The following is a 24,550-nucleotide window of genomic DNA, read 5'->3' on the forward strand; positions in this document are numbered from 1 at the left end:
ATCGCAATCTGGGGGGGGCATCGTGACGGGCGGGTATCTGGCGGGCAAGGGCGCGTATCTGCTGCAACGGCTGACGCGGCAAATCTGGTTGCGGGCGTCGCTGTTCAGCATCGCCGGCGTGCTGACCGCGCTGGTGGCGGCATGGCTGGCGCCCGTCATTCCCGACGAGCTCAGCCTGACCGTCGGGGGCAAGGCGGTCGACAACATCCTGACGATCCTCGCGTCCAGCATGCTGGCGGTCACCACCTTCGCCTTGTCTGCGGCGGTCACCGCTTATGGCGCGGCGACCAGCACGGTGACGCCGCGCGCGACCCAATTGCTGATCGCCGATCGCTTCACCCAGAACGCGCTGTCGACGTTCGTCGGTACGTTCCTGTTCAGCATCGTCGGGATCATCGCGCTGACCACCGGATTCTACGGTGACAAGGGCCGGGTCGTCCTGTTTTTCGCATCGGTCGTGATCGTCGCGATCATCGCGATCACGCTGCTGCGCTGGATCCAGCACCTGTCGACCTTCGGCCGGGTGCAGAACACGATCGAGCGGGTCGAGCGTGCAGCGCTGGAGGCGATGACCGCCTGGGCGGAGGCGCCGTGTCTGGGCGGGACGTGCGCCGTCTCGGTTCCGGCCGATGCCGTCGCCGTGTGTGTCGACGGCACCGGGTACGTCGGCCACATCGATATGGTCGCGCTGTGCCGGATCGCGACCCGACATGACCTGATCGTCCATGTCGCCACGTTGCCGGGGTCGTTCGTCCATCCGGCCCGCCCGGTGGCCCGGATCGAGGGACGTTGCGACGAATCCCTGTCGGCGGCGGTATCGGTGTCGATCGCAGATGCCTTCTCGATCCAGCCCGACCGCAATTTCGATCAGGATCCGCGCTTCGGCCTGATCGTGCTGGCCGAAATCGCGTCGCGCGCCCTGTCGCCGGCCGTCAACGATCCCGGCACCGCCATCCGCGTCATCGGCGGCGCGCATCGGGTGCTCGCCGCCCTGGTCGACACACCGGCGGACGGCGAGCGGCGGTTCGACCGGGTGCATGTACCCGATCTCGACGTGGACGACCTGTTCGTCGACGCTTTCCGCCCGATCGCGCGGGACGGCGCGGGGGTAGTAGAGGTGCAGTTGCGCCTGCAGGCGACGCTGACGGCGCTGGCGCACCATGCGCCGTCACGGTTCGGCGCGGCGGCGCGGGCCGCGTCCCGGTCCGCAATGACCCGCGCCGAAGATGCGCTGGACGCGGACGATGTCGCCACCTTGCGCAGCGGCGACATTCACCGGGGCTGACCGGGGCGGCCCGAACCGCCCCGGTCGACCGGCTCAGTAGAAGAAGCGGTTGTATACCTGCGCGACGCGACCCGACCGCGTATCGACCAGCACCACGTCGTTGCCGTAGCGGACCCAGCGCTGATAGCCGTAGCCCGGACGCGGCAGGCGATAGGTGTTGTAGTCGTTGATCCAGTACCGCTGCCCGTAATATTGCGGGGCGAATCGATAGCCGACGTTCACCGGGCGATAGCGATAGCCGCGCGGGCCGGCATAGGCACCGCGGGTATAGACGTTGCGGTGGCTGCGGCGATAGTCGCGCCAGTCTTCGCGCAGCTCGCGGCGATCCTCACGCACTTCGCGGCGGGCCTCGCGGATATCACCGCGGTCGCCATAGCGGCGGGCTTCGGCCAGTTCGCGCTGGCTCTGGCGAACCTCGCGCTGGCTCTGCCGAACTTCACGACCGCTTTGCGCGGTGGCGGCTCCGGCCGGCAGGATGGTCGCGGCAGCCAGCGCGGCGATGATGAACTTACGCATGATACGTCTCTCCTCGTAACGATCCGCCGCGTCCCGAAGGATGCGGCATGGCGGCGTTTTGCGCCGCATCGGCTGAACGCATGAGGAATGTTTTGGTCAGCGTTGCGAAAGGGTTGTGCCGGGCTTGCCCCCTCTCCCGGGGGGCGAGGAGACAGGCGCCGTACCGCTTCAGATGTTCCAGCGCCGCATCGCCGTGACAACCGCATCGGGTTTTTCCCACGGCACGAAATGCCCTGCGTCGATCTTCTCCACCGTCAGCCGCGGCACGTACGGCCCCAGATCGTCGACCAGTACCGGCAACAAGGCCGAATCGCGCATGCCCCAGATCACCAGCGTATCCTGCGTCACCGGGGGAAACGGCTTGTCGAGGAAGGCGGGGCGGGGCGCATCCTCGCCCATCGCGGGCACCACGACGCCCGATGCTCGATACCAGTTGAGCATTGCCGTCATCGCCCCCGGCTGCGACCATTCGTCGAGGTACGCCGCCTTGTCCGCCCCGCCGATCGCGTGCGTGACATGATGGGCGAAGGTCGATCCGAGGAACTTCTCCAGCCCCGTACCGGTCAGCCCCCGATCGATCGTCGTGTCGCGGAAGCGGGTGATATACTGGCTGGCCTTGCGCTGCTCCGGCTCGTCGAACAGCGCGCGCTGGAAGAGATAGGGGTGAGGCGCGTTGACGATCACCAGTCGCGCGATGCGATCCGGTCGACCGAGCGCCGCCATCCACGCGATCGCGCCGCCCCAGTCGTGGCCGACGAGCGTGAAGCGATCGATTTTCAGATGGTCGGCGAGTGCGATCAGGTCGCCCAGAATTTTGTCGGCCGCGTAATGTTCGACGCCTTCGGGCTTGGACGATCGTGCGAAGCCGCGCTGGTCGGGGGCGACGACATAATGGTCGCGGGCGAGGTCGGGGATGATCCCGCGCCAGGTGCGGTGTGATTCGGGAAAGCCGTGGAGCAGGATGACCGGCGGATGCGCGGGATCGCCGGCGATCGCGACGTCGAGTTCGACGCCGGTGGAGAGGGCGATGCGTTGCAGCGGGGGAGTGGTCATCGATGGCTCTCCTTGGTTCTTATGGTCTTGGGTTCTTATGGTCTTGTTCGCATCCGATCATGTGCCCCCGCGGAGGCGGGGACACTATATTGGGTTCGCGCCATCGCGGTAGTGCGAGCAGGCGTTACGGATAGCTCACCGTGTTCGGTACTTCGGGAATCGGGATCCATTCCTTGTCGTCGCCGGGCACGACCGGGAATTCACCGGCTTTCCAGGCGCGCTTGGCTTCGTTGATCCGTTCGCGGCTGGACGAAACGAAATTCCACCAGACATGGCGCGGCGTCTTGAAGGCGTCGCCGCCCGCCAGCATCGCCCGTCCGCCGCTCGACGAGCGCAGCGTCGCCGCGATGCCGGGACGCAGGACGTAGAGCTTCATCGGTTCCAGCGGCACGCCCTCCAGCGTCGCTTCGCCCATCGCGAGGTACACCGCGCGCTCTTCCGCCGCGGCGTCGATCGGGATGCTGGCGCCGGCATCGAGCACGATGTCGGCATAGATCGTGCCCGCATAGGTCGTGGTCGGCGCGGCGACGCCCCACAGGTCGCCCATGATGATCCGCGCACGGGCGCCATGCGCCTCGATCGTCGGCAATTGCGCCTTGGCGACGTGCTCGAACGCCGGGTTCATCTCCTCCTGCGCCTCGGGCAGCGCCAGCCAGGTCTGGATGCCGGACAAATTCGGACCGTTGGTGCGCTCGTCACCGGGCGATCGCTCCGAATGGACGATGCCGTGACCGGCGGTCATCAGATTGACCGCGCCCGGCTCGATCCGCGCGCTGGTGCCGAGCGAATCGCGATGATCGATCGCTCCGTCGAACAGATAGGTGACGGTCGCCAGATTGATATGCGGATGCGGGCGCACGTCGATGCCGTTGCCGACCCCCAGATGCGCCGGTCCCATCTGGTCGAAGAACAGGAACGGCCCGACCATCGTCCGCTCCTTGTTCGGCAAGGTCCGGTGGACCTTGAACCCGCCCAGATCGTGCGTGACCGGAGTAATGGTCTGAAGGACGAAATCATCGAGCATGGTGGGGCTCCGTTGCTTCGAGCAGTGCCGCAAGATCGGCAGGGTAGATGGTTTCCGGCCAGTCGGCCAGTTCGCGGGGATCGAACCAGCGCGAGCCCGCCAGCAGGCGCTGCTCCAGCGCCGTCAGCGCGCCGGCCCGCACCTCGTGCGTGTCGACATCCACGCGGAAATAGCGCTCGTCGGCCGTCACCTCGACCCCCTCGAACGTCAGGAATTCGGCGGTGCGCTGCGCCACCTGCGGGCCGCAGTCTATGTCGAGGCCGACCTCCTCCCACAATTCGCGGCGGGCGGCGGCTTCGTAGCTTTCGCCGGGATCGACCGCACCGCCCGGCGTGCACCACAAAGGCGGGCGATCGACCGGCGTGAAGCGCATCAGCAGCACGCGGCCGCCCGCATCGACGAGTAGGATGCGGGCGGCGGGGCGGGGGATGCGAACCATGGACCGGGTTCTACGGCGCGTGTCGGGCGGTGCGAAGGGGCAATCGGGAAACGCTGGATTGCTCCTCCTTCACGTTCAATCCCCGTCGAGCTCCGGATAATGACGGAATATGCCATCCTCGTTGAACGGCAGCCGCCGATCGCTTTTCATATAGGCCCGGATACCCGGCAACTCGCCCACCGCTGCATGGGTATGCAGCAGATGGGGATAGTTGGGCGCCAGCGTCGCCATCCGGCGCGGGAACATGTAACGCAGCCCCTCGACCAGCTGGAACAGCGAGGTGTCGCCATAGGTCCAGCGGTGATCGATCAGCCAGTGGCTCGGCCCCTGCCGCGCCGCATCCTCGAAATGGTCGAGGTATTTCGGCAGCCGCTCGTCGCGGAACTGCGTCGCGGCCCGCGCCGCCTCGGCCTTCTGGTCGTCGTAATAGTCCATCATGCCGACCGGATGGTGGACGTTATGCACCTCCGCCACCAGATCCGCGATCGTCAGCTGCAACTGGTTGAGCCAGTATCGGTCGGCGAGGTTGGACGGCACCAGATCGTGCTGCTGGCCCAGAAACTGGAGGATGTTGGCGACCTGCGCCACGGCATGGCCATCGAGCGCCAGATAGGGCGGCGCGAACGGGCCCCGGCCGTTGGCGGCGCGCGCTTCCAGATCCGCCATCATCGCCTCGACGCCCGCGTCCCGCGCGCAATCCTCATAGTCGATGCCGGCGGCTTCGAGCGCGAGGCGAACGAACTCGCCGCGCCCCTGGATCGAGGGCCAGTACCACAGCCGATAGGCCATTCGTCATTCTCCGGGAGCGCGGGCCCGGATGGCGAGCGCATGGATGCGCGTGGACAACAGATCGGCGAGCGCTTGGTTCACCGCCCGCTGCCGCGCGACGCGGCTGGCGCCGATGAAGGCGGGGCTTTCGACGATCACCGTGAAGTGCGATTCACCGGTGCCGTCGTCGCCCATATGGCCGGCATGGTGGTGACTGTCATTGACGACCTCGAGGTGCGTCGGATCGAGTGCCGCGGTCAGACGGGCGGCGATGATGTCCGCCAAGGGAACGGAGGCGGGAGCGGTAGCGGTGTCGTTCATCGCGCCTATATAGCGGAATTGCGCAAGATTAGGGAGCGTTCGTGGCGCGCGGGAGCGAGAAGAAGGAACGGCCGCAGACGCGGTTTCACGGCCGGATGGAAGCGCAGGGCCGGGTGTGTGCCGAGCCGGGATGCGAAGAGCCGGGCGAATTCCGTGCGCCGCCACTGGAAGGTGCGGGGGACGGCGGCGGTCCGGGCGCATTCCGCTGGATGTGCCTCGAACACGTCAGGGCCTTCAACAGCCGCTACAATTATTTCAACGGGATGACCGCGGACGAGATCCACCACGCCCAGCGTCCGCTGGCGGGCTGGGAGCGGGAGACGCGTGCGTTCGCGCGCGCTGGCACCGGCGATGCCGGACCGCGCTGGGCGGACTTCAGCGATCCGCTCGACGCGATCGGCGCCCGTTACCGGCGCGAGGTCGCACCCGACCGGCCGGACGGCAAGCCGCTGTCCGGGCAGGACAGGATCAGCCTGAAGGTGCTGGGACTGGCACCGGATTCGGACCGCTCCGCCCTGCGAAAGCGTTATTCGGAACTGGTCCGCAAATATCATCCCGACAGGAACGGCGGCGATCGCAGCCACGAGGCGAGCTTGCAAAAGGTGATCGCGGCATACCAGCAACTGCGACAGGCACCTGCGTTCGTGTAACGCCTTATCAGTTCGCAGGGCTTCGATGTTCGTCGTCGCTCCGGGACGGTGCGCGGCTGGCACGGTTCGACCAGATCACGTCCCTTCGCGATCGCGGTTCTGCGCCAGAAAAGGCGGGGCGTGTTATTCCGCGATGTGCGGCGTATTCGCCCGCGCCGTTACCGCAATCTCTTCCAGCTGGTCGATCGAAGCGCCCCAGCCGGCCTCGAACCCCATCGCTGCATGGCTGTCCCGCGCCTCGGCGGTCCAGTGCCGCGCCGTCGCGGTGTAGCGGGTCTTGCCGCCTTCGTCCGCGAACGTGTCGATGCGGACCATGAACGGGCCTGCCGGGTGCCAGCCGGCGGTGAATGCGTCTGTCGAGACGATGCGGGCGCCGGGTACGACCTCTAGGTACACGCCCTCCAGCCGGTTCTCCTCGCCGTTCGGCCCACGCATCACGATCACCGATGCGCCGCCGGTGACGAGGTCCTGCGTCACGAACTCGGCAATCCACGGCTTCGGACAGAACCACGCGCCCGTGTCCTCGGTCCATGCGCGCCAGACCGCATCGACCGGTGCATCGATCAGGCGGGTGATCGACAATTCGTAATTCATGCGGCGTCTCCTCCCTTGCGCGGTCCGACGATGCCGAGCTGATGCCCGTACGGATCGACGATGTTGGCCGAATAGTCGCCGCCGGGGATCGGGTCGGGACCCTGGATCAGCTTGCCGCCACCGGCCTCCGCCGTCGCGACCGCGGCGTCGATGTCGACGACGAGGAAATAGCTGTTCCATTGCTGCGGTGCGCGGGTGAGGGTGCTCGACATCACCGCGCCGGGCCGAGCCTCACCCGCGCCGAGGAACGCGTATTCGCCCATCTCGCCCATCGGCATCGCGCCTTCCCTCGTCCAGCCGAACAGGCCGCCGTAGAAGGCGAAGGCGGCGTCGGGATCGGGCGTGGCGAGTTCGATCCACACGGCATGGCCATGCGCGTCGTCGGCCTGTTTGAACGGACGGGCCGGATCCTCGGTGGACGGTTGCATCACCGAGAAGGGCACGCCCTGCGGATCGAGCAGGACCGCGAACCGGCCGACGTGGGGGATGTCCATCGGACCGAAAGCGACGCTGCCGCCGAGATCGCCGGCTTTGACGAGCGTCGCGGCGAGATCGAGGCTGAGGAAATAGATCGACCAGCCGCCACCCGGCGGCGCCCCCGGCGGAGGTGTCATCAACCCGGCGATGCCGTCGCCATCGGGGGCAGAGGCGATCACGTACCCGCCATGCTCGACCACCGGCGAGGTGCGGGTCGTCCAGCTGAACAGCTGCCGGTAGAAGGTGGCGGCGGCGACGTGGTCCGGCGTGCTCAGTTCGAACCAGATCGGATGGCCATCGGTCAGGGTCATCGTCATCGCTCCCGTCAGGACTGGAACAGCTTGGCGAACCCGCCGTAGACCATGCGCTTGCCGTCGAAGGGCATGTCCTCGGGCGCGGTCTGCATGCGCTCGTCCGCCATCGTCGCCGCCATGCCGGTGTCGCGCACCGCCTTCGACGGCCATTCGACCCAGGAAAACACCACCGTCTCGCCGTCCTGCAGCTGCACCGCTTGTGGAAAGCCCGTGACCTTGCCGGCAGGGACATCGTCGCCCCACGCCTCGACCACGCGAGTGGCGCCGTGGTCGCGGAATACGGCTTCGGCACGTTCGGCCATCGCCAGATACGTCGTGCGGTCTTTCACCACCATCAGGAATCCGTCGACATAACCGTCTGCGGCAGATGGCGTGCCGGTCTCGACCAGCACCTCGAACCCGCCATAGATCATCCGCCTGCCATCGAACGGCATCGTCGCGGCGAGTTCCTCCATCTTCGGATCGGCCATGATCCGCGCGGCGACCGCATTGCGCGTCGCCTTGTCGGGATACTCGATCCAGCTGAAAACCACCGTCTCGTCGGCGGTCGCCTGCACCGCACGATGGAAGTCGGTCAGCGTCCCGTGCGGAACATCGTCGCCCCAGCATTCGCAATTGCGGGTGGCGCCGGCCGCGTTCAGCATCGCCCAGCCTTTGGCGGCATGCTCGCGATAGGCGTCCCGCTTGCCCGTCGGCACCGCGACGACGAAGCCATCCACATAGGTCATCGAACGTCCTCCTTCGTGTCCAGTCCCTGCGCCTTCAGCCACGCGGCGATTCCCGGCGGCGCAGTGCCGGTGAAGCCCGCCAGTTGCGCATCCAGCGCGCGGCGAAAGGCAGGCCGCGCCTCGCCGCGCGCGACATAGGCGGACAGGTTGGGGTGAGGATCGAGCAGGCCATCGTCCGCGACGATGCGCAGCACGCTGATCATCAGCAGGTCGCCCGCCGTAAAGGCATCGCCGTCCAGCCACGTCCGCTCGCCCATCCGCTGCGACAGGTCGCGGAGCCGGTCGTCGATCCGCCGCAGGACGGAGGGCAGGCGCTGCGCCGACCATGGCTCGCCGCGTTCGAACAGGGTGCAGGTCGCATGGTCCATCATCGCCGGCTCGACCGAGTTGAGCGCGGCGAACATCCATTCGATCGCGCGGGCGCGGGCGGCCGGATCGGCGGGCAACAGGTCGCCGCTGTGCGTCTCCGCGATGTGCAGCACGATCGCACCCGATTCGAACAGCGTCAGGTCGCCCTGTTCGTAGGTCGGCACCTGTCCGAACGGTTGCCTGCTGCGGTGATCGGCCTGCTTCTGACCGCCTTGCGGTAGGTAGCGGACGTCGTACGACTGGCCGACTTCCTCCAGTGCCCAGCGAACACGCAGGTCCCGCACCTGCCCGCGGGCGAAGCCGGGCACCCAGTCGAACGCGGTGATCGTCGGGATCATGACGTCGCCGCCTGATCTGCCGGCTGGCGCATCGCCTGTTCGGCGGCGGCCATGTCCATGTGGAACGGTCCCCAGCCATGCCCGTCCGGATCCTCGAACGCGCGGCTGTACATGAAGCCGTGATCCTCGGGATCGTGCAGCTCGCGCCCGCCCGCGCCTAGTGCGGCTTCGGTGATCGCATCCACCGCCGCGCGGTCGTCGAACGACAGCGCCAGCAGTGCACCGCTCTGCGTGCGGGCATCGATGATCTGCTTATCGGTAAAGGTCGCGTAGAAGGCGTGGTCCAGCAGCATGACGGCGATGCTATCGGACCATGTCATCGACGATCCCCGTTCGTTCGAGAACATCGGATTCTTCTCGAACCCCAGCGCCGTGTAGAAATCGGTGGCGATGGCGACATCGCGCACCGGCAGGTTCACGAAGATCATCTTTGGCATGGCGAACGCTTCCTCTCCGAATCGTCTCTGGCAATGGATGCGCCGGATGCTTACATAAAGCAACTATGAAGTCAGAAAAAGTAACCAAGCTCGACAGGCGATGGTACGACGATGCCTGCGGAACCGCGATGGCGCTGGAATTCGTCGGCGAACGCTGGTCGCTGCTGATCCTGCGCGAACTGATGTTCGGGCCGCGCCGCTTTGGCGAGATCAAGGCGCATTTGAACGGGATCAGCGCCAACGTGCTGACCCAGCGGCTCGACGGACTGGAGGCGGGCGGCATGCTCGTCCGTCGCATGTTGCCGTCGCCCGCGTCGGTGCAGGTCTACGAATTGACCCCTTGGGGTTACGAAATCGAACCGGTGTTGCAGACGATGGGGCGCTGGGCGACGCGATCGCCGCTCCACGACCCGACGCGGCCGTTCTCGCCCGCGTCGGCGATGCTGTCGCTGCGCACGATGATCGATGGGGCGAAGTCCGGCGATCTGGCGATGACGATCGGGTTCCTGCTGGCCGGCGACCGCTTCCTCGCGCGGCTGGAGCGCGGAGCGCTGACGATCGCGCGTGGAGAGCCGGCGGATGCTGACGTGGTGATCGACACCGATCCGACGTCGCTGGCGCTGTGGATCTACGTCAAGCGACCGCTGGCGGAGGCCGAGGCGGACGGATCGCTGCGCTTGTCCGGCGACCGCGCGCTGGCCGAACGGTTCGCCGATCTGTTCGCGCTGCCGGCCAAGATCGCGCCCGCGGCGGCTTGACGGCGGGGCGATCCGTTTCCACTGCATATCCGTTGCGCCGTTCGCTCGCTTCGCGCGTTGGGAGGGGTCGCTAGACACTCGCCCCAGCCCGAATGGTGCCCCGATAACGATGACCGATATCCCGAACACCCAGCCAGACAGCCGCGAAACGACGATCATGGACGCCCCCGACAAAATGGTTGGCGTGCGCGACCTGTTCGGGATCGACAGCGACATGCAGGTCCCTGCCTTCAGCGAGGCGGACGAGCGCGTCCCCGACCTCGACCCCGCCTATGTCTTCGACCCGGACACCACGATGGCGGTGCTGGCGGGCTTCGCGCACAACCGCCGCGTGATGGTGCAGGGCTATCATGGCACCGGCAAGTCGAGCCACATCGAACAGGTCGCGGCGCGCCTCAACTGGCCGTGCATCCGCATCAACCTCGACGCGCACATCAGCCGCATCGACCTGATCGGCCGCGACGCGATCGTGCTGCGCGACGGGCAGCAGGTGACGGAATTCCGCGAAGGTCTGCTGCCATGGGCGTTGCAGACGCCGACCGCGCTGGTGTTTGACGAATATGACGCGGGCCGTCCAGACGTGATGTTCGTGATCCAGCGCGTGCTGGAAACGGAAGGCAAGCTGACGCTGCTCGACCAGAACCGCGTCATCCGGCCGAACCCGTGGTTCCGCCTGTTCGCGACCGCCAACACGGTCGGCCTCGGCGACACCAGCGGCCTGTATCACGGCACGCAGCAGATCAACCAGGGTCAGATGGACCGCTGGAACATCGTGGTCACGCTGAACTACCTGCCCGCCGCGATCGAATCGCAGATCGTGCTCGCCAAGTCCGGCGAATACGACAAGCCGGAAGGCAAGAAGACCGTCGACAACATGGTCCGCGTTGCCGACATGACGCGCAAGGGCTTCATCAACGGCGACATCTCGACCGTGATGAGCCCGCGCACCGTCATCACCTGGGCGCAGAATACGCTGATCTTCGGCGACGTGGGTTTCGCGTTCCGCCTGTCGTTCCTCAACAAGTGCGACGAGAACGAACGCCCGCTGGTCGCGGAATATTACCAGCGCGTTTTCGGCAAGGACTTGCCCGAAAGCGTTGTAGGGAAGGCCTGACGCGTGGCGATCGCCTGCACCTTCGCGCTCAACAGCCGGGCGATGTCGACGCTGGTGGCGCCGGGTGTCGGGAGCTTCGCCGCCTTCTCGGGCTCTGGACGCTGGCGCAACGATCCGAAGGGTGTGGGCGTCGCGAAGATCGGGCCATTGCCGCCCGGCAGCTACTACATCGTCGATCGCGAAAGCGGTGGGCGGCTCGGCTGGCTGCGCGATTTCGTCAAGGATACGTGGTCGGGCATCGATCATTCCAGCTGGTTCGCCTTGCTTCGCGATGACGGCCGACTGGATGACGAGACCTTCGTCGGGCATGTCCGTCGCGGCGAGTTCCGGCTGCATCCGGTCGGCCCGCTCGGTATCAGCGAAGGCTGCGTTACGCTGCAACGTCTGGCCGATTTCACGCGTCTCGCCGCCGCATTGCGTAACGGGCAGACGATCGCCATTCCGAAAGGTGGCGGGCGTGCCTATGGCATGATCGTCGTGTCGTGATACGAGGCCGAACCGCGCGTGGCGCAGCGATCGCGGCGCTGACGCTGGCGATCGCCTGGGTGCTCGGTCGTATCCACTGGCCTGAAAGCGTCGGGCTCGCTGTCAGTGCGCTGTCGGGCCGTCTGGGCGGGTTGGGTATCGAGGATACCGAGGACCTCTTTATGATCCTGTGCTTCGTTGTGGCGTTTTGCGCAGCAGTGGCGATCGTCACGCTCTTTGGCAGGCGGCGCGGCACGGTCCGGCCGACGGAAATACGGAACTGATGGCGAACGAAACCCCTCTCGACCGGTTCAAGGCCGTCCTTGCCGGCACGGCGCGTGCAATCGCGGAAGAGCCTGAGGTGGAACTGGCGTTCACCGCCGACGCGCCGACGCAAAGCGGCAAGCATATCAAGGTGCCGATGCCCGCACGCGCACTGCCCGCTGAGCAGGTCGCGGAGGCGCGCGGATTCGCCGATGGCTTCGCGTTGCGATTGCGGCATCACGATAGCGCGATGCACCTGAAGGCGGCGCCGCCGGAAGCCGTCGCGCGCGCCGTATTCGACGCGGTCGAAACCGCGCGGGTCGAGGCGCTGGGTAGCCGCGGCTATGCGGGTATCTCCGAAAATCTGGCACACGCGCTCGACGTTCGATTGCGGGCCGACCCGATCACTCGCGCCCGCACTCGCGAGGAAGTCCCGCTGTCGACGGCGCTGTCGCTGCTGGTGCGGGAAAAACTGACCGGGATCGAATCGCCGGCCGCCGCCGCACCCGGTCTGGCGCTGGTGCGTGAATGGATCGACGAGCGCACCGACCTGTCGGCGCTCAACCTCGCCCTCGACGACCAACGTGCGTTCCAGTCGCTCGCGATGAAGATGCTCGAAGACCTCGAACTGGTCGAGGGCGAGATCCTGCCCGAAAACGCCGACGACGGCGGCTCGGAGGATGAGGGCAGCGACGAACAGCAGCAGGACGAAAGCGAGGAAGGCGACGATGATCAGGCCGGGCAGGGCGATGGCGAAGTCGATGCCCGCGGCGAGGCGCAGGAATCGGACAGCGACGAGGGCGAGGGCCAGGAATTCGGCGACGAATCGATGGACGATCTCGACGGCGAACCCGGTGACGACGGCGATGAGGGGATGCAGCCGGTCCGCCCCAATCGCCCGAACAGCGACTTCATGCCGCAGTTCGAATACAAGCCGTGGACGACGCAATTCGATGAGGTCGTCGCGGCGACCGACCTGTGCGACGCCGATGAACTAGCTCGCCTGCGCGGCTATCTCGACCAGCAGCTCGCGCATCTGCAATCGGCGGTGTCCAAGCTCGCCAACCGCTTGCAGCGTCGGTTGATGGCGCAGCAGTCTCGTTCGTGGGACTTCGATCAGGACGAAGGCATGCTCGATGCCGCGCGCCTCGCCCGCGTCGTCGTCACCCCTGGCCAGTCGCTGAGCTACAAGATCGAGCGCGAGACCGATTTCCGCGACACCGTGGTGACGCTGCTGATCGACAATAGCGGATCGATGCGCGGCCGCCCGATCGGCATCGCCGCGATCAGTGCCGACATCCTTGCCCGCACGCTGGAACGTTGCGGCGTGAAAAGCGAGATCCTCGGCTTCACCACGCGGGCATGGAAGGGCGGGCAGGCGCGCGAGACGTGGCTTGCGGCCGGACGCCCGCCACAGCCGGGGCGGCTCAACGATATCCGCCACATCGTCTACAAGAAGGCGGACGAACCGTGGCGGCGTGCACGCACCAACCTTGGCCTGATGATGCGCGAAGGGCTGCTGAAGGAAAACATCGACGGCGAGGCGCTGTTATGGGCGCACGCCCGCCTGATGGCGCGCCCCGAAGAGCGCCGCATCCTGATGGTCATCAGCGACGGCGCGCCGGTCGACGATTCGACCCTGTCAGTCAATTCGGGCAGCTATCTGGAGCGCCATCTGCGGCAGGTGATCGGCTGGATCGAGGGTAAGTCGCCGGTCGAACTGGTTGCGATCGGCATCGGCCACGATGTAACGCGCTATTATGCCCGCGCGGTGACGATCATGGATGCCGAGCAACTGGGCGGCACGATCATAGAGCAACTGGCGGCGCTGTTCGACACGCCATGAGCGGTACGACCGCGCCGTTGCTCGACCGCATCGGGGTTGTCCTGCCGATCGTGCAGGCGCCGATGGCAGGAGTGTCCACGCCGACCATGGCTGCGGCAGTGTCGAATGCCGGCGGACTCGGATCGATCGCGTTGGGCGCCGCTGGGGTGACCGAGGCTGCGGCGACGATCGCCTCGGTACGCGACCACACCGACCGCGCGTTCAACGTCAACCTGTTCGTGCATCCGACCCCACGGGTCGATCGTGAGCGGGAAGCCCGGTGGCTGTCGTGGCTTGCACCGCAATTCGCGGCATTCGGCGCGGAGCCGCCGGCGGAATTGCGCGCGATCTACCCCAGCTTTGCAGATGATCCCGCCATGCTGGCGCTACTGGTCGAAGCCGCGCCGCCGGTCGTCAGTTTCCACTTCGGGCTACCGCCCGCTGACACGATCACAGCATTACGCGGGCGCGGCGTCTTGCTTCTCGCCACGGCGACCAGCGTGGCGGAGGGGCAGGCGATTGAGGCCGCCGGCATCGACGCCATCGTCGCGCAGGGAATCGAGGCAGGCGGCCACCGCGGCATGTTCGATCCCGATGCGCCGGACGATGCGCTCGGCACGATGACGCTGACCCGCCTGCTGGTGCGCGCGACGCGTCTGCCCGTGATCGCGGCCGGTGGCATCATGGACGGTGCCGGTATCGCCGCTGCCCTCGATCTGGGTGCGGTGGCCGCACAGCTCGGCACGGCGTTCGTCGGGTGTCCCGAATCCGCCGCGGACGAAGCCTATCGCGCAGCGCTGACCGGACCCGCTGCGTGGCATACGGTGATGACGTCGCTGATCTCCGGTCGCCCCGCCCGTGCGCTCGCCAATCGCTTCACCGCGCTGGACGGCAGAGTCGGCAATCACCGGCCGCCGGATTATCCGATCGCCTATGATGCCGGCAAGGCGCTGCATGCAGCCGCGCGAGCCACGGGAGAACAGGGCTTCGGTGCACAATGGGCGGGGCAAGGTGCACCGCTCGTACGCAGCGTACCGACCGCCGATCTCATCGCAACACTGGTAGCCGAACTCTCCGCATGTCGCATCGGCCGGAACTTTTCTGCGTGTGACTCTCAATAGCGTTGACGATGATAATCATTCGCATTAAGCGCCCCTTCGACAAAGGGGATCTACATGACCAAATCGCATTTCATCGCACTGTCGTGCGTCGGCTTCATCGCGTCCGCGCCTGCCATGGCAGCAGACACGGCGCCGGCAACCGCGGCCGAGCGCGCGAAGGCGATCGCCGATCAGCAGGCACAGGATGCGAAGCGGTCCGTCGAGCGCGACGAGATCGTCGTCAACGGCAAGGGCGAGGCCGCCGTGGCGGTCGTCGAGAGTCCCAAGGCGACCAGCGCGATCATCGATACGCCGCAGACGATCACCGTCATCTCCGATCAGGTGATCCGCAAGCAGAACCTTCAGACCCTGCGCGACGCGCTCCAGACGATCCCCGGCATCACCTTTGGTGCGGGCGAAGGTGGCGGCGGCTATGGCGACAGCATCAACCTGCGCGGCTATTCCGCCAACAACGACATCACCGTCGACGGCATCCGCGACAGCGCGCAATATAGCCGCACCGATCCGTTCAATATCCAGCAGATCGAGGTCTACAACGGCGCCAATTCGGTCTTCAACGGATCGGGTAGCGTCGGCGGTACGATCAATCTCGTCACCAAGGAACCGCGCGCCGAGGATCTGACGATCATCCAGGGATCGGTCGGCACGGACGAATATTATCGGGGTGCGATCGACGCCAACCGCCGCATCGGCGACAATGTCGCGGTGCGCCTGAACGGCGCCTATCACCGCAACGACGTGCCCGGTCGTGATGTCGAGAAGTACAAGCGCTGGGGCATCGCACCGTCGGTGACGATCGGCATCGACGGACCCACCAGCCTGACGCTCGCCTATGTCCATCAGGAGGATCGCAACACGCCGATCTATGGCGTGCCCTATTACAAGAACGCGTTGTTCGACGGTGAAATCCCCGGCGTCGACCGCAGCGACTATTTTGGCATCCGCAACCTCGACCGGCAGGATACGACGGTCGATCGCTTCACCGCGACGTTCCGGCATCAGGTCAACGAGCAACTGTCGGTCCGCAATCTGACCCGCTGGCAGCGCGTCGGCCAGTATAGCGTCACCAGCGCACCACAGGGGACGTACTGCCTTGCTGCCACCAATCGCACCCCGACGGGAGGCGCGTGCACCGCGTCGTTGACCAACGTCGTCGATGCAGCCGGCGTCTTCCGTACCGCAGCCAATCCGCTCGTGCTGACCGTAGCGCCCGGCACGTTCCAGCCCAACGGTCCGCGCGGCCTCGTCCGCGATCAGGAGAACCAGCTGCTCGTCAACCAGACCGATATCCGGTTCGAGACGGGCGAGAAGGGCGGCATCCGCAACGTCGCCAATGTCGGCATGTCGGCGTCCATTGAGGATTATGCGATCACCTCGGCATCGCTGATCCGCAACACGGCGGGACAGGCGCTGGTGCTGCCGCCGATCGCGATCAGCAACCCGGACACCGTCTACACCGGCCCGGTGAACCGCACCGTCACCGCGCAGTCCAGGGCGGAAACCACCAACGTCGCGGTCTATCTGTTCGATACGCTGGAACTCGGTCGCTATTTCGAGCTGAACGGCGGCGTACGGTGGGAAACGCAGCAGGCCCGCTTCCGCACGCTGCCGCTGACGATCGTACCGCCGGGGTCGACGCAGGTGGCCGCCGCCGCACAACTGCCGCAGCGAAGCGACGAACGTTTGTTTTCCTACCGCATCGGCGCGGTGTTCCATCCGGTGAAGGACGTCAGCATCTACGGCGGCTACGGCAATGCCAGGACACCGTCCTCCTCGACGGTGCGCCTCGGCTGCGGCGCAGCGACAACGTCGGTCGTCAACGGCCAGAACGTGACGTTCGACCCCTGTCAGGTCGCACCCGAAACCGCCAAGAATTACGAGGCGGGGATTAAGGCCGGGCTGTTCAACCGTCGCCTGGAACTGACCGCAGCGGTGTTCCGTAACGAACGCACCAATTACCGGGTCACCTCGAACGACCCAGCGCTGCCAGCCACGACGCAGGTGCTCGATGGCCGCAGCCGGGTGGACGGCATCGCGATCGGTGCTTCGGGCAACGTCTCGCGCGCGTGGACGATCTTCGCCAATTACACCTATCTCGACAGCAAGGTGCTGCAGTCGGTATCGGACCGCTGCCTGACCAGTCCGAATACCAGCACCACGGCCAATCCGTGCGGCAACAACACGGCGGTTCTCGATCCGCAACGCGACAGCCAGTTGATCCAGACCCCGAAACATTCGGGTAGCCTGTTCACCACCTACAAGCTGCCGTTCGGGCTCGAGGTAGGCTATGGCCTGACCTATCAGGGCAGCTTCGCGCTCAACAATCCGGCGCTGGCTGCGCCGCTGACCGCGACGGCGACGTTGACCCCGGTCTATCGTTCGGACGATTACCTGATCCATCGCGCCTATATGGCCTACAGCTTTGCTGGCGGCCTGACCGCGCAGATCAACGTGCAGAACTTCACCAACGAAAAATACTACACCGGCATCCGCAACAACGGCTGGGCCGCACCCGGCGAGGGACGCTCGGCAGTGTTGAGCCTGTTCTACAGCTTCTGAAGTCTGCTACTTCTCCCCGCCCCCGGCGGGGAGGAGACCGGACGAGCCATGACATGCTGATTGCGATACCCGATGTGCTCGACGCCGATGGCGTGGCCCGGCTGCGCGCGCTGATCGACGCGGCGGACTGGGTGGACGGTAATGTCACGTCCGGTCCGCAGGCGGCGCTCGCCAAGCGCAATCAGCAACTGCCGGAGGATGCGCCGGCGGCGCGCGAGGCGGCGGCCATGGTGCTGGAAGCACTCGGCCGGTCCCCGCTGTTCTTCGCGGCGGCGCTGCCGCTCAGGGTGTTTCCGCCGTTGTTCAATCGCTATGCCGGCGGGCAGGATTTCGGCCTGCACGTCGACAATGCGATCCGTATCCAGCGCGGCACCGAATTCCGGATCCGGTCGGACCTGTCGGCGACCCTGTTTCTCGAAGACCCGGATGCCTACGATGGCGGCGAGCTGGTGATCGAGGACCAGTTCGGGCCACAGACGGTGAAGCTGCCCGCCGGCCATCTGGTGCTGTATCCCGCCTCCAGCCTGCATCGCGTGACACCGGTGACGCGCGGCGTACGAACGGCGTCTTTCTTCTGGCTGCAATCCATGGTCCGCGACGACGGCGAGCGGCGGACACTGTTCGAACTCGACGGTGCGGTCCAGTCGGTCGCCGCCACGCTGGGGCAGGGCGATCCGGCGGTGGTCCGGCTGACCGGCATCTACCATAATCTGCTGCGCCGCTGGGCCGATGCCTGAGATCGTAGCGCCGCCGTTCGGGTTCGAAGGACCGGTAAAACGGTCCATCACCATCGCCGGCCATCAGACCTCGATCAGCCTCGAACCCGCGTTCTGGCGGGCGCTGGAACTGGCCGCGATCGCCCATGGACTGCCGCTGTCGGCACTGGTCGCGCAGGTCGACGTGCTCCGTATCGCCGCGGAAGAACCGCCCAACCTCGCCAGCGCATTGCGCAGCTGGCTGTTCGCCGCGCGGTTGACCGCACAGGGCCTGCATGCGACCCCAATCCCGGGGGACGGGAGCGACGGATGAGCAGACTGGCATGGCGGAAGCTCTGGTTCCAAGTCCACAAATGGATCGGACTGACGCTGGCGATCCTCGTCATACCGCTTTCGTTGTCGGGGGCGGCGCTGGTCTGGCACGATGCGCTCGACCGGATGGTCAATCCGGCTCGCTATGCGGTGACAGGCAGCACGCTAATCGAAGCGGATACCTATGTCGCCGCCGCGCGCGCCGCGCTGAAACCGGGCGATCGTATATCGCAGCTGACGATACCCGGGGATGGCGGGCCGGTCGCAATCGCCGCGCAGCCGGCCGGGGCTTCGACAGGTCGTCGTGGCCCGCCGGTGCGCACCATGGTCTACCTCGACCCACCGACCGCGCGAATATTGCAGGTCGCGCCAAGCAATTCGGGCGTCGTCCGCTTCCTTCATGTGCTGCACGGCAGTTTGCAGGTGCCGGGCGTCGGGCGGCAGATCGTCGGCTGGATCGGTGTGGCGATGCTGGTGTCGAGCTTCACCGGATTGTGGCTGTGGTGGCCGACGGTCGGAGCGTGGGTGAAGGGATTGCGCTGGCGCCGGCACCGCAACACCGAGACGAACCTGCATTTCCTGATGGGCTTCTGGATATCGGTCCCGCTGTTCGTGCTGTCGCTGACCGGCGTATGGATCAGCTTTCCGGGTGTGTTCGGCGGCGGACGTGGCCCCGATCGCGCCGCGGCCATGCGGGCGCAGGCGCTGGACGATCCGGCTCAGCCGATCGGTGTCGTCATCGAACGCGCGGCGACGGCAAGCCGCGGCGCGATCCGCAGCATTTCCTGGCCGACGACCCGCTCACCCGACTGGACGGTGACCTATGCCGGCGGCGGGACGGTGAAGGTCGCGGACGATGGCGGCATCGCCGTGGCGGTCGCGTCCCGCCAGTCGGGCGGCGCGGCGCGGCTGATGCGGCGTATCCATGACGGCGACGGAATGGGTATCGTCTGGCAGGTGGTGATCTTCCTCGGCGGCGTCTTGCCAGCGGCGCTCGCAGTGACCGGGGTGATTATGTGGTGGCGCGCGCGCGAATGGCGGGCGAAGGCGGCGATCAGAGGGACGGGCAGCGGCGGATAACTACAACTGTCCGTCATCGCGGTGTATGCCGGGATGACGAATGAAGGCTGGGTGCCGGTCGACGTAACGCATCAAGCGGCCGCATCACCGCCCACCGCCTCACCCGACGACCATCACCGCCCCAGCAGCACCCGCGCCTGCCCTGCGATCTGCGCCAGCATCGCGGCATTCGGCTGTGCCGCATGCCGCGCACGATCGATCACCAGCTTGAACTGCGCGATTCGCGCGGCATTGGTTGCGAGCCAGTCGGTCACCGCACCGCGCGGATCGCTGCCGCCGTTCCGCGACAGGAATTCCAGCCGCTGCTGCTGGAAATCGCGCGCCAGCCCGGCGAGCAACAGCCGCTCCCAGGGATCGCTGGATTCGATCCGCGCCGCCGCCGCCTGCGCCCAGTCGAGGCCGAGCGCCTGACCCAGATGCGTGAAGGCCCGCGTCAGTTCGATCTCGTCCAGTCCCATCCGTTCGCCCAGCGCCGCCAGCCCGACCGCGCCATCCAGATCGAACAGGCGGACGACGCGCTGCGCCAGATCGACCGGTGCGCCTGCCGCCTGCAATTGCGCCGTGATGCGGGCACTCTGCGCGCTCGCTTCCTCGAGCAGCAGCGAGGCGGTCTGCCCCTCCAGCTGGGCGATACCCTTGCCCAATTGATCGAGCACCGCACCCGGCAACGTTCCCGGCGCCGTCGCCCGCAACAAGTCGGCGATGTGCGATCGCGTCGCCAGCGCCACCTCGTTGAACAACGCGATCCGCGCGCCCTCGGTGATGTCGGCGCGCTCGATGTCGCTCCACAGGGCATCGAGCCCGAACAGCCGCTCCGCCACCACGAACATCGCCGCAATGTCGGCGATCGCCTCGCCCTCTTCCTCGGCGAGCTGGAACGGAATCAGGATGCCGAGACGGTTAACAATACGGTTGGCAAGCTTCGTCGCGACAATCTCCGGCCGCAGCCGGTGCTCGTCGATCGCGGTCGCATAATCGCGCTGCATCGCCGCAGGGAACGCCGCATACAAGTCGGGGGCCAGTTCGGGCGCCATCGCCAGCGGCGTGCGCTCGATCCCGTCCTGCAACGCCAGTTTGGCGGTCGCCAGCAGCACCGCGAGTTCGGGCCGGCTCAGACCGATCCCTTCCTGTCCGCGCCGCAGCAGATCCTCGTTGCCGGCCAGCCCCTCGACCGCACGGTCCAGTCGTCCCGCGCTCTCGAAGATTTCGATCACGCGGACATAGCTCGGGATCGCCGGTGCGCCGTCCGCCTCGGCGATCGACAGCGCGAGCGTCTGCAGGCGATTATCCTCCAGCACCAGATGTGCGACGTCGTCGGTCATGCTGGCGAGGAGCGTGTTGCGATCGTCGAAGGTCAACCGGCCTTCGTTCATCTCACGGTTGAGCGCGATCTTGATGTTGACCTCGTTGTCCGAACAATCGACGCCCGCCGAATTGTCGATGAAGTCGGTGTTGATGCGACCGCCGGCCTGCGCGAACGCGATGCGGGCAGCCTGCGTTACGCCCAGATTCGCGCCTTCGCCGATCGCGGTGACGCGCAGCGCCTCGGCATTGACGCGCAGCCGATCGTTGGCCGGATCGCCGACGGCGGCGTTGTTCTCCGCCGCCGCCTTGACGTAGGTGCCGATGCCGCCGAACCACAACAGGTCGGCAGGCGCCTTCAGGATCGCCGAGATCAACGCAGCGGGATCGAGTTCGGCCTGGGTGATGCCAAGCGCCGCCTGCGCATGCGCCGACAGCCGAATGACCTTTTCACTTCGCGCCCAGACGCCGCCGCCGGCGCTGATCAGCGACGTATCGTAATCCGCCCAGCTCGACCGTGGCAGCGCGAACATGCGGGCACGCTCGTCCCAGCTCGCGGCGGGATCGGGGTCGGGATCGATGAAGATGTGGCGGTGGTCGAACGCCGCGACGATCTTGAGCGCCTTCGACAGCAGCATGCCGTTGCCGAACACATCGCCCGACATGTCGCCGCATCCGACGACGCGGATCGGCTGCGTCTGCACGTCGACGCCGCGCTCTGCGAAGTGGCGTTGCACCGAGACCCACGCGCCCTTGGCGGTGATCCCCATCGCCTTGTGGTCGTAACCCTGCGAGCCGCCACTGGCGAAGGCGTCGCCCAGCCAGAATTCGCGTTCCAGCGCGAGGGCGTTTGCGACGTCGCTGAACGTCGCGGTCCCCTTGTCTGCGGCGACCACGAAATAGGGGTCTTCGCCGTCCAGCACCGCGACGCCATCGGGATGCACCACCGTCCCATCGACGATATTGTCGGTGATCGACAGCAGCGACCGGATGAAGATGCGATAGCTCTCCGTTCCTTCCGCCAGCCAAGCGTCGCGATCGATCGCGGGCGAGGGGAGCTGTTTCGGATAAAAGCCGCCTTTCGCGCCGGTGGGTACGATGACTGCATTCTTGACGCGCTGCGCCTTCATCAGGCCCAGGATCTCGGTGCGGAAATCGTCGCGGCGATCGGACCAGCGCAACCCTCCGCGCGCAACCGGCCCAGCACGGAGATGAATGCCCTCGATGCGTGGCGAATAGACCCAGATCTCGCGCCAGGGCACCGGCGCCGGCAGGCCGGGGATCAGATGGCTGTCGAGCTTGAACGCCAGTGCTTCCGCCGCCGCGGGCGCAAAAGCGTTCGTGCGCAGACATGCACCGATCAGGTGATGATAGGCGCGCAGGATACGGTCGTCGTCGATCGCCGACACCGCATCCAGCCCGCGTTCGATCACCGCGTCCGCTGCGATCACGTCGCCGCCGAGGTTGGCCGGATCGTGCGCGGCGGCGAAGCGGGCGATCAGCGCCTTGGTCAGCTTCGGTGCGCGCCGCAGCGCGTCGACCACCGTGGTCAGTCCATACGGCAGCCCGGCCTGACGCAGGTAGCGGAACCAGGCGCGCAACAGCACCACCGATTGCGGCGACAGGCCGACGTCGACGAGCAGCCGGTTGAAGGCGTCATTCTCAGCCTTGCCCTCCAGCGCGGCGGCGATCGCCGCTTCCAGCGTTGCGGGATCGTTGGCGTCGGTCGCGTCGGTCTCGACGACGAAATCGTGGACGAAGCTGTCATTGTCCTCGCGCAGCCGCGTCGGCAGTTCGCCGATGACGCGGAAGCCGAAATTCTCCAGCACCGGCACCGCGTCGGACAGCGCCAGCGCGCCGTGCGACTTGTAGATCTTCAGCTGGCGATCCTCGCCCGGCACGACCGGAAAGATGCGCACCGAACGCGCATCGGCGTCTTCCAGAGGTGCGATCCGCAGGATGTCGGCCGCGGCCTCTGCTGGGCTGCTGACATTGCGGTAATTGGGCGGGAAGGCCTGCGCCCAGCGCAGCGCCAGCCGCGCCGCACGCGCCGGCGGCACCTGTTCGGCGAGTGCCGCCTCGACGTCCGACACCCAGCCGCGGACCATACGGCGCAGACGTTCGGCGAGCGGTTCGGTGTCGGGCATCCGGCCGGAGCCGCGCAGGTCGATCGTATAGCGCAGCAGCGCGACGACGCCGTCGTCGAGGCTGATTGACCAGTTGAGTACCGTGCCGTTTGACGCTTCGGTCAGCATCTGCGCGATAGCCACGCGGCGCGCGGTGGTCAGGTCGTCACGCGGCAGCCAGGCGAATGCGAACAGGTGCCGGCCGAGCGCCGATTTGACCAGCACCAGCGCCGGCCGCGGCCGATCGGCAAGGCTCATTGCGGTGAGTACGACCTCTTCCAGCGCCGGCGCGGGAAAGGCGACGACCAGATCGTGCGGCAACGCGGTGAGCGCGTGGGTCAACGCCTTGCCGGCATGCCCCTTGGGATCGAAGCCGAACTTCGCTTCCAGTGCCGCCAGCCGGGCCCGCAGCACGGGGATGTCACGCGGCCGGGCATTCAGCGCGGCGCTGGTCCACAGGCCGGCATGGATCGACAGGCCGGTGATCTCGCCAGCCGCGATGATCGGAACGATAACGAGGTCGAGCGGCACCGCACGGTGGACGGTGGAGATCAGGCTGGATTTGAGCAGCAGCGGTGCGTCGCCACCATCCTCGAACCATTTGATGGCAAGGGTGCGGCTTACCTCCGCCAGCACCGGCGTTTGATGCGGGTTGCGTGCCAGCCCCAGTGCCTCGCCGGCGCTGCCGTCACGTCGCCAGACCTGATGGCCCAGCAGGGTGAATTGCCCGTCCAGGAACCATTGCAGCAGCGCCGCGCCCTCGCCCTGTGGCAGCGTGGCTTCGTCGCGCGCCATCGCGCGTTGCAGCTGCGGCCAGTCGGTGACGGCGGCACGAACGTCGGCGAGAACTGCGGTCAGCTCCTCGATCAGCCCGCGCCGGTCGCGCGCATCGGCGCGTTCCAGCTCGATATAGATCATCGATTCGGGATTGCCGGCCCCACCGATGTCGGTCAGCGCGCCGTCGCTGTCGCGGTTGACGCGGACGACCGGGTGGATCACCCGGTCGATGTCGAGGTCCTGTTCGCCGATCGATGCCGCGATCGAATCGACCAGGAACGGCATGTCGTCGTTGACGATCGCCAGCCGCATCCGGCGGCGGACGTCGTCGGATGCGATCGCTTCCAGCGCGATCGCCGGCTTGCCGGGTTCACGCCGCGCGGCGGTCTGCGCGACGAACGCGGCAGCGGCGGCGCGTTCCGCCTCTCCGAAGCCGGTCAACTCTCCCGGTAGCGCGCCCTTGGTCAGCCGGGCGGCAAGCGCCTCGGCCATGCTCTGGTTCTGGTCGGCCATGGGGTGCCTATGCTCCCCTCGGCTGCGGACCTCAAGCTTTGCTGCGCTGCGAAAATTGCGTGTACGCGCAATTTTCTATGGCAAAAGCGAGGTGGTGCCGGATCGGCCACCGGCTCCCTTATCGGATCGCCCATATGAGCGTTCGGCGGTTTACCCTCTGCACTCGTTACGCTCGCAATGAACACACTCGAGGTGGATGTATCGAGTGTCGATCGGCCCGGCTTCATGAAGTGCCGAGGCAATCAGCAAGCATATCGTAATAGTAACAAGCGTTTCGACAGGTGCCGTAAAAAGGCGGGGTCGCT

Annotated in this window: 24 protein-coding genes; 12 read left to right on the plus strand and 12 right to left on the minus strand. The window is 66.6% G+C overall.

Annotated elements, in window-relative coordinates; all coding sequences use genetic code 11:
- Positions 1 to 22: 22 nt before the first annotated feature.
- Entirely contained in the window at positions 23 to 1,285 is a 1,263-nt protein-coding gene (locus LRA87_RS14665; RefSeq protein ID WP_230632524.1) for a DUF2254 domain-containing protein, read from the plus strand.
- 33 nt (positions 1,286 to 1,318) lie between these two features.
- On the opposite strand, the gene LRA87_RS14670 is transcribed toward LRA87_RS14665, so the two are convergent.
- The 6 genes from LRA87_RS14670 to LRA87_RS14695 form a co-directional block, all read right to left on the minus strand.
- Entirely contained in the window at positions 1,319 to 1,801 is a 483-nt protein-coding gene (locus LRA87_RS14670) for a DUF1090 family protein (protein WP_230632525.1), read from the minus strand.
- 168 nt (positions 1,802 to 1,969) lie between these two features.
- On the minus strand, positions 1,970 to 2,854 hold the full coding sequence (locus LRA87_RS14675) for an alpha/beta fold hydrolase (RefSeq protein WP_230632526.1): 885 nt from the start codon (positions 2,852 to 2,854) through the stop codon (positions 1,970 to 1,972).
- A gap of 124 nt (positions 2,855 to 2,978) precedes the next feature.
- Positions 2,979 to 3,878 (minus strand): pirin family protein, encoded by a 900-nt coding sequence (locus LRA87_RS14680; RefSeq protein WP_230632528.1) that lies wholly within the window; start codon positions 3,876 to 3,878, stop codon positions 2,979 to 2,981.
- Positions 3,868 to 4,317: an NUDIX hydrolase gene (locus tag LRA87_RS14685; protein WP_230632530.1), complete on the minus strand. Its 450-nt coding sequence runs from the start codon at positions 4,315 to 4,317 to the stop codon at positions 3,868 to 3,870. Before LRA87_RS14685 ends, LRA87_RS14680 begins: the two co-directional genes overlap by 11 nt.
- Positions 4,318 to 4,392: 75 nt before the next feature.
- Entirely contained in the window at positions 4,393 to 5,106 is a 714-nt protein-coding gene (locus LRA87_RS14690) for a glutathione S-transferase (protein ID WP_230632532.1), read from the minus strand.
- Positions 5,107 to 5,109: 3 nt separating this feature from the next.
- Positions 5,110 to 5,406, minus strand: a complete 297-nt coding sequence (locus tag LRA87_RS14695; protein WP_230632534.1) for a BolA family protein — start codon at positions 5,404 to 5,406, stop codon at positions 5,110 to 5,112.
- Between the two features lie 95 nt (positions 5,407 to 5,501).
- Here LRA87_RS14695 and LRA87_RS14700 point away from each other — a divergent pair, with 95 nt between their 5' ends.
- On the plus strand, positions 5,502 to 6,056 hold the full coding sequence (locus LRA87_RS14700; RefSeq protein WP_230781626.1) for a DnaJ domain-containing protein: 555 nt from the start codon (positions 5,502 to 5,504) through the stop codon (positions 6,054 to 6,056).
- A gap of 123 nt (positions 6,057 to 6,179) precedes the next feature.
- On the opposite strand, the gene LRA87_RS14705 is transcribed toward LRA87_RS14700, so the two are convergent.
- From LRA87_RS14705 to LRA87_RS14730, 5 genes are read right to left on the minus strand one after another with little or no spacing between them, the layout of a single operon-like run.
- Entirely contained in the window at positions 6,180 to 6,650 is a 471-nt protein-coding gene (locus tag LRA87_RS14705) for an SRPBCC family protein (protein WP_230632536.1), read from the minus strand.
- Positions 6,647 to 7,438 carry a VOC family protein gene (locus LRA87_RS14710; RefSeq protein WP_230632538.1) on the minus strand — a complete coding sequence of 264 codons (792 nt, stop codon included), beginning with the start codon at positions 7,436 to 7,438 and terminating at the stop codon, positions 6,647 to 6,649. The genes LRA87_RS14705 and LRA87_RS14710 overlap by 4 nt, the downstream gene beginning before the upstream one ends.
- Before the next feature lie 14 nt (positions 7,439 to 7,452).
- Positions 7,453 to 8,169, minus strand: coding sequence for a DUF1428 domain-containing protein (locus LRA87_RS18505; protein ID WP_443024892.1), 717 nt, complete (start codon positions 8,167 to 8,169; stop codon positions 7,453 to 7,455).
- Positions 8,166 to 8,876 (minus strand): glutathione S-transferase family protein, encoded by a 711-nt coding sequence (locus tag LRA87_RS14725; RefSeq protein ID WP_230632540.1) that lies wholly within the window; start codon positions 8,874 to 8,876, stop codon positions 8,166 to 8,168. Before LRA87_RS14725 ends, LRA87_RS18505 begins: the two co-directional genes overlap by 4 nt.
- Positions 8,873 to 9,313 (minus strand): VOC family protein, encoded by a 441-nt coding sequence (locus LRA87_RS14730; protein WP_230632542.1) that lies wholly within the window; start codon positions 9,311 to 9,313, stop codon positions 8,873 to 8,875. Before LRA87_RS14730 ends, LRA87_RS14725 begins: the two co-directional genes overlap by 4 nt.
- 65 nt (positions 9,314 to 9,378) lie before the next feature.
- Here LRA87_RS14730 and LRA87_RS14735 point away from each other — a divergent pair, with 65 nt between their 5' ends.
- From LRA87_RS14735 to LRA87_RS14780, 10 genes are all read left to right on the plus strand, one after another.
- The gene (locus LRA87_RS14735; RefSeq protein WP_230632544.1) at positions 9,379 to 10,071 is read left to right on the plus strand and encodes a winged helix-turn-helix transcriptional regulator; all 693 of its coding nucleotides are present in this window, start codon (positions 9,379 to 9,381) and stop codon (positions 10,069 to 10,071) included.
- 109 nt (positions 10,072 to 10,180) lie between these two features.
- A complete protein-coding gene (cobS, locus tag LRA87_RS14740; protein WP_230632546.1) occupies positions 10,181 to 11,185 on the plus strand; it encodes a cobaltochelatase subunit CobS in 1,005 nt (334 codons plus the stop codon).
- A 3-nt stretch (positions 11,186 to 11,188) separates the two neighbouring features.
- Positions 11,189 to 11,671, plus strand: a complete 483-nt coding sequence (locus LRA87_RS14745) for a DUF2778 domain-containing protein (RefSeq protein WP_230632548.1) — start codon at positions 11,189 to 11,191, stop codon at positions 11,669 to 11,671.
- Entirely contained in the window at positions 11,668 to 11,934 is a 267-nt protein-coding gene (locus LRA87_RS14750; protein ID WP_230632550.1) for a hypothetical protein, read from the plus strand. Before LRA87_RS14745 ends, LRA87_RS14750 begins: the two co-directional genes overlap by 4 nt.
- Positions 11,934 to 13,760 carry a cobaltochelatase subunit CobT gene (gene cobT, locus LRA87_RS14755; RefSeq protein WP_230632552.1) on the plus strand — a complete coding sequence of 609 codons (1,827 nt, stop codon included), beginning with the start codon at positions 11,934 to 11,936 and terminating at the stop codon, positions 13,758 to 13,760. The genes LRA87_RS14750 and cobT overlap by 1 nt, the downstream gene beginning before the upstream one ends.
- Positions 13,757 to 14,860: an NAD(P)H-dependent flavin oxidoreductase gene (locus LRA87_RS14760; protein ID WP_230632554.1), complete on the plus strand. Its 1,104-nt coding sequence runs from the start codon at positions 13,757 to 13,759 to the stop codon at positions 14,858 to 14,860. Before cobT ends, LRA87_RS14760 begins: the two co-directional genes overlap by 4 nt.
- 54 nt (positions 14,861 to 14,914) lie before the next feature.
- Complete coding sequence (locus LRA87_RS14765) at positions 14,915 to 17,419, plus strand: TonB-dependent receptor (RefSeq protein ID WP_230632556.1); 2,505 nt, start codon at positions 14,915 to 14,917, stop codon at positions 17,417 to 17,419.
- Positions 17,420 to 17,472: 53 nt separating this feature from the next.
- A complete protein-coding gene (locus LRA87_RS14770) occupies positions 17,473 to 18,156 on the plus strand; it encodes a Fe2+-dependent dioxygenase (protein WP_230632558.1) in 684 nt (227 codons plus the stop codon).
- Complete coding sequence (locus tag LRA87_RS14775; protein WP_230632560.1) at positions 18,149 to 18,448, plus strand: ribbon-helix-helix domain-containing protein; 300 nt, start codon at positions 18,149 to 18,151, stop codon at positions 18,446 to 18,448. Before LRA87_RS14770 ends, LRA87_RS14775 begins: the two co-directional genes overlap by 8 nt.
- A complete protein-coding gene (locus LRA87_RS14780; protein ID WP_230632562.1) occupies positions 18,445 to 19,527 on the plus strand; it encodes a PepSY-associated TM helix domain-containing protein in 1,083 nt (360 codons plus the stop codon). The genes LRA87_RS14775 and LRA87_RS14780 overlap by 4 nt, the downstream gene beginning before the upstream one ends.
- A 113-nt stretch (positions 19,528 to 19,640) precedes the next feature.
- Here the strand turns inward: LRA87_RS14780 and LRA87_RS14785 are convergent, their stop codons facing one another.
- Positions 19,641 to 24,245: an NAD-glutamate dehydrogenase gene (locus LRA87_RS14785; RefSeq protein ID WP_230632564.1), complete on the minus strand. Its 4,605-nt coding sequence runs from the start codon at positions 24,243 to 24,245 to the stop codon at positions 19,641 to 19,643.
- Between the last annotated feature and the right edge of the window lie 305 nt (positions 24,246 to 24,550).

This window comes from Sphingomonas sp. Leaf37 (assembly GCF_920939475.1).
Classification (GTDB): Bacteria; Pseudomonadota; Alphaproteobacteria; order Sphingomonadales; family Sphingomonadaceae; genus Sphingomonas.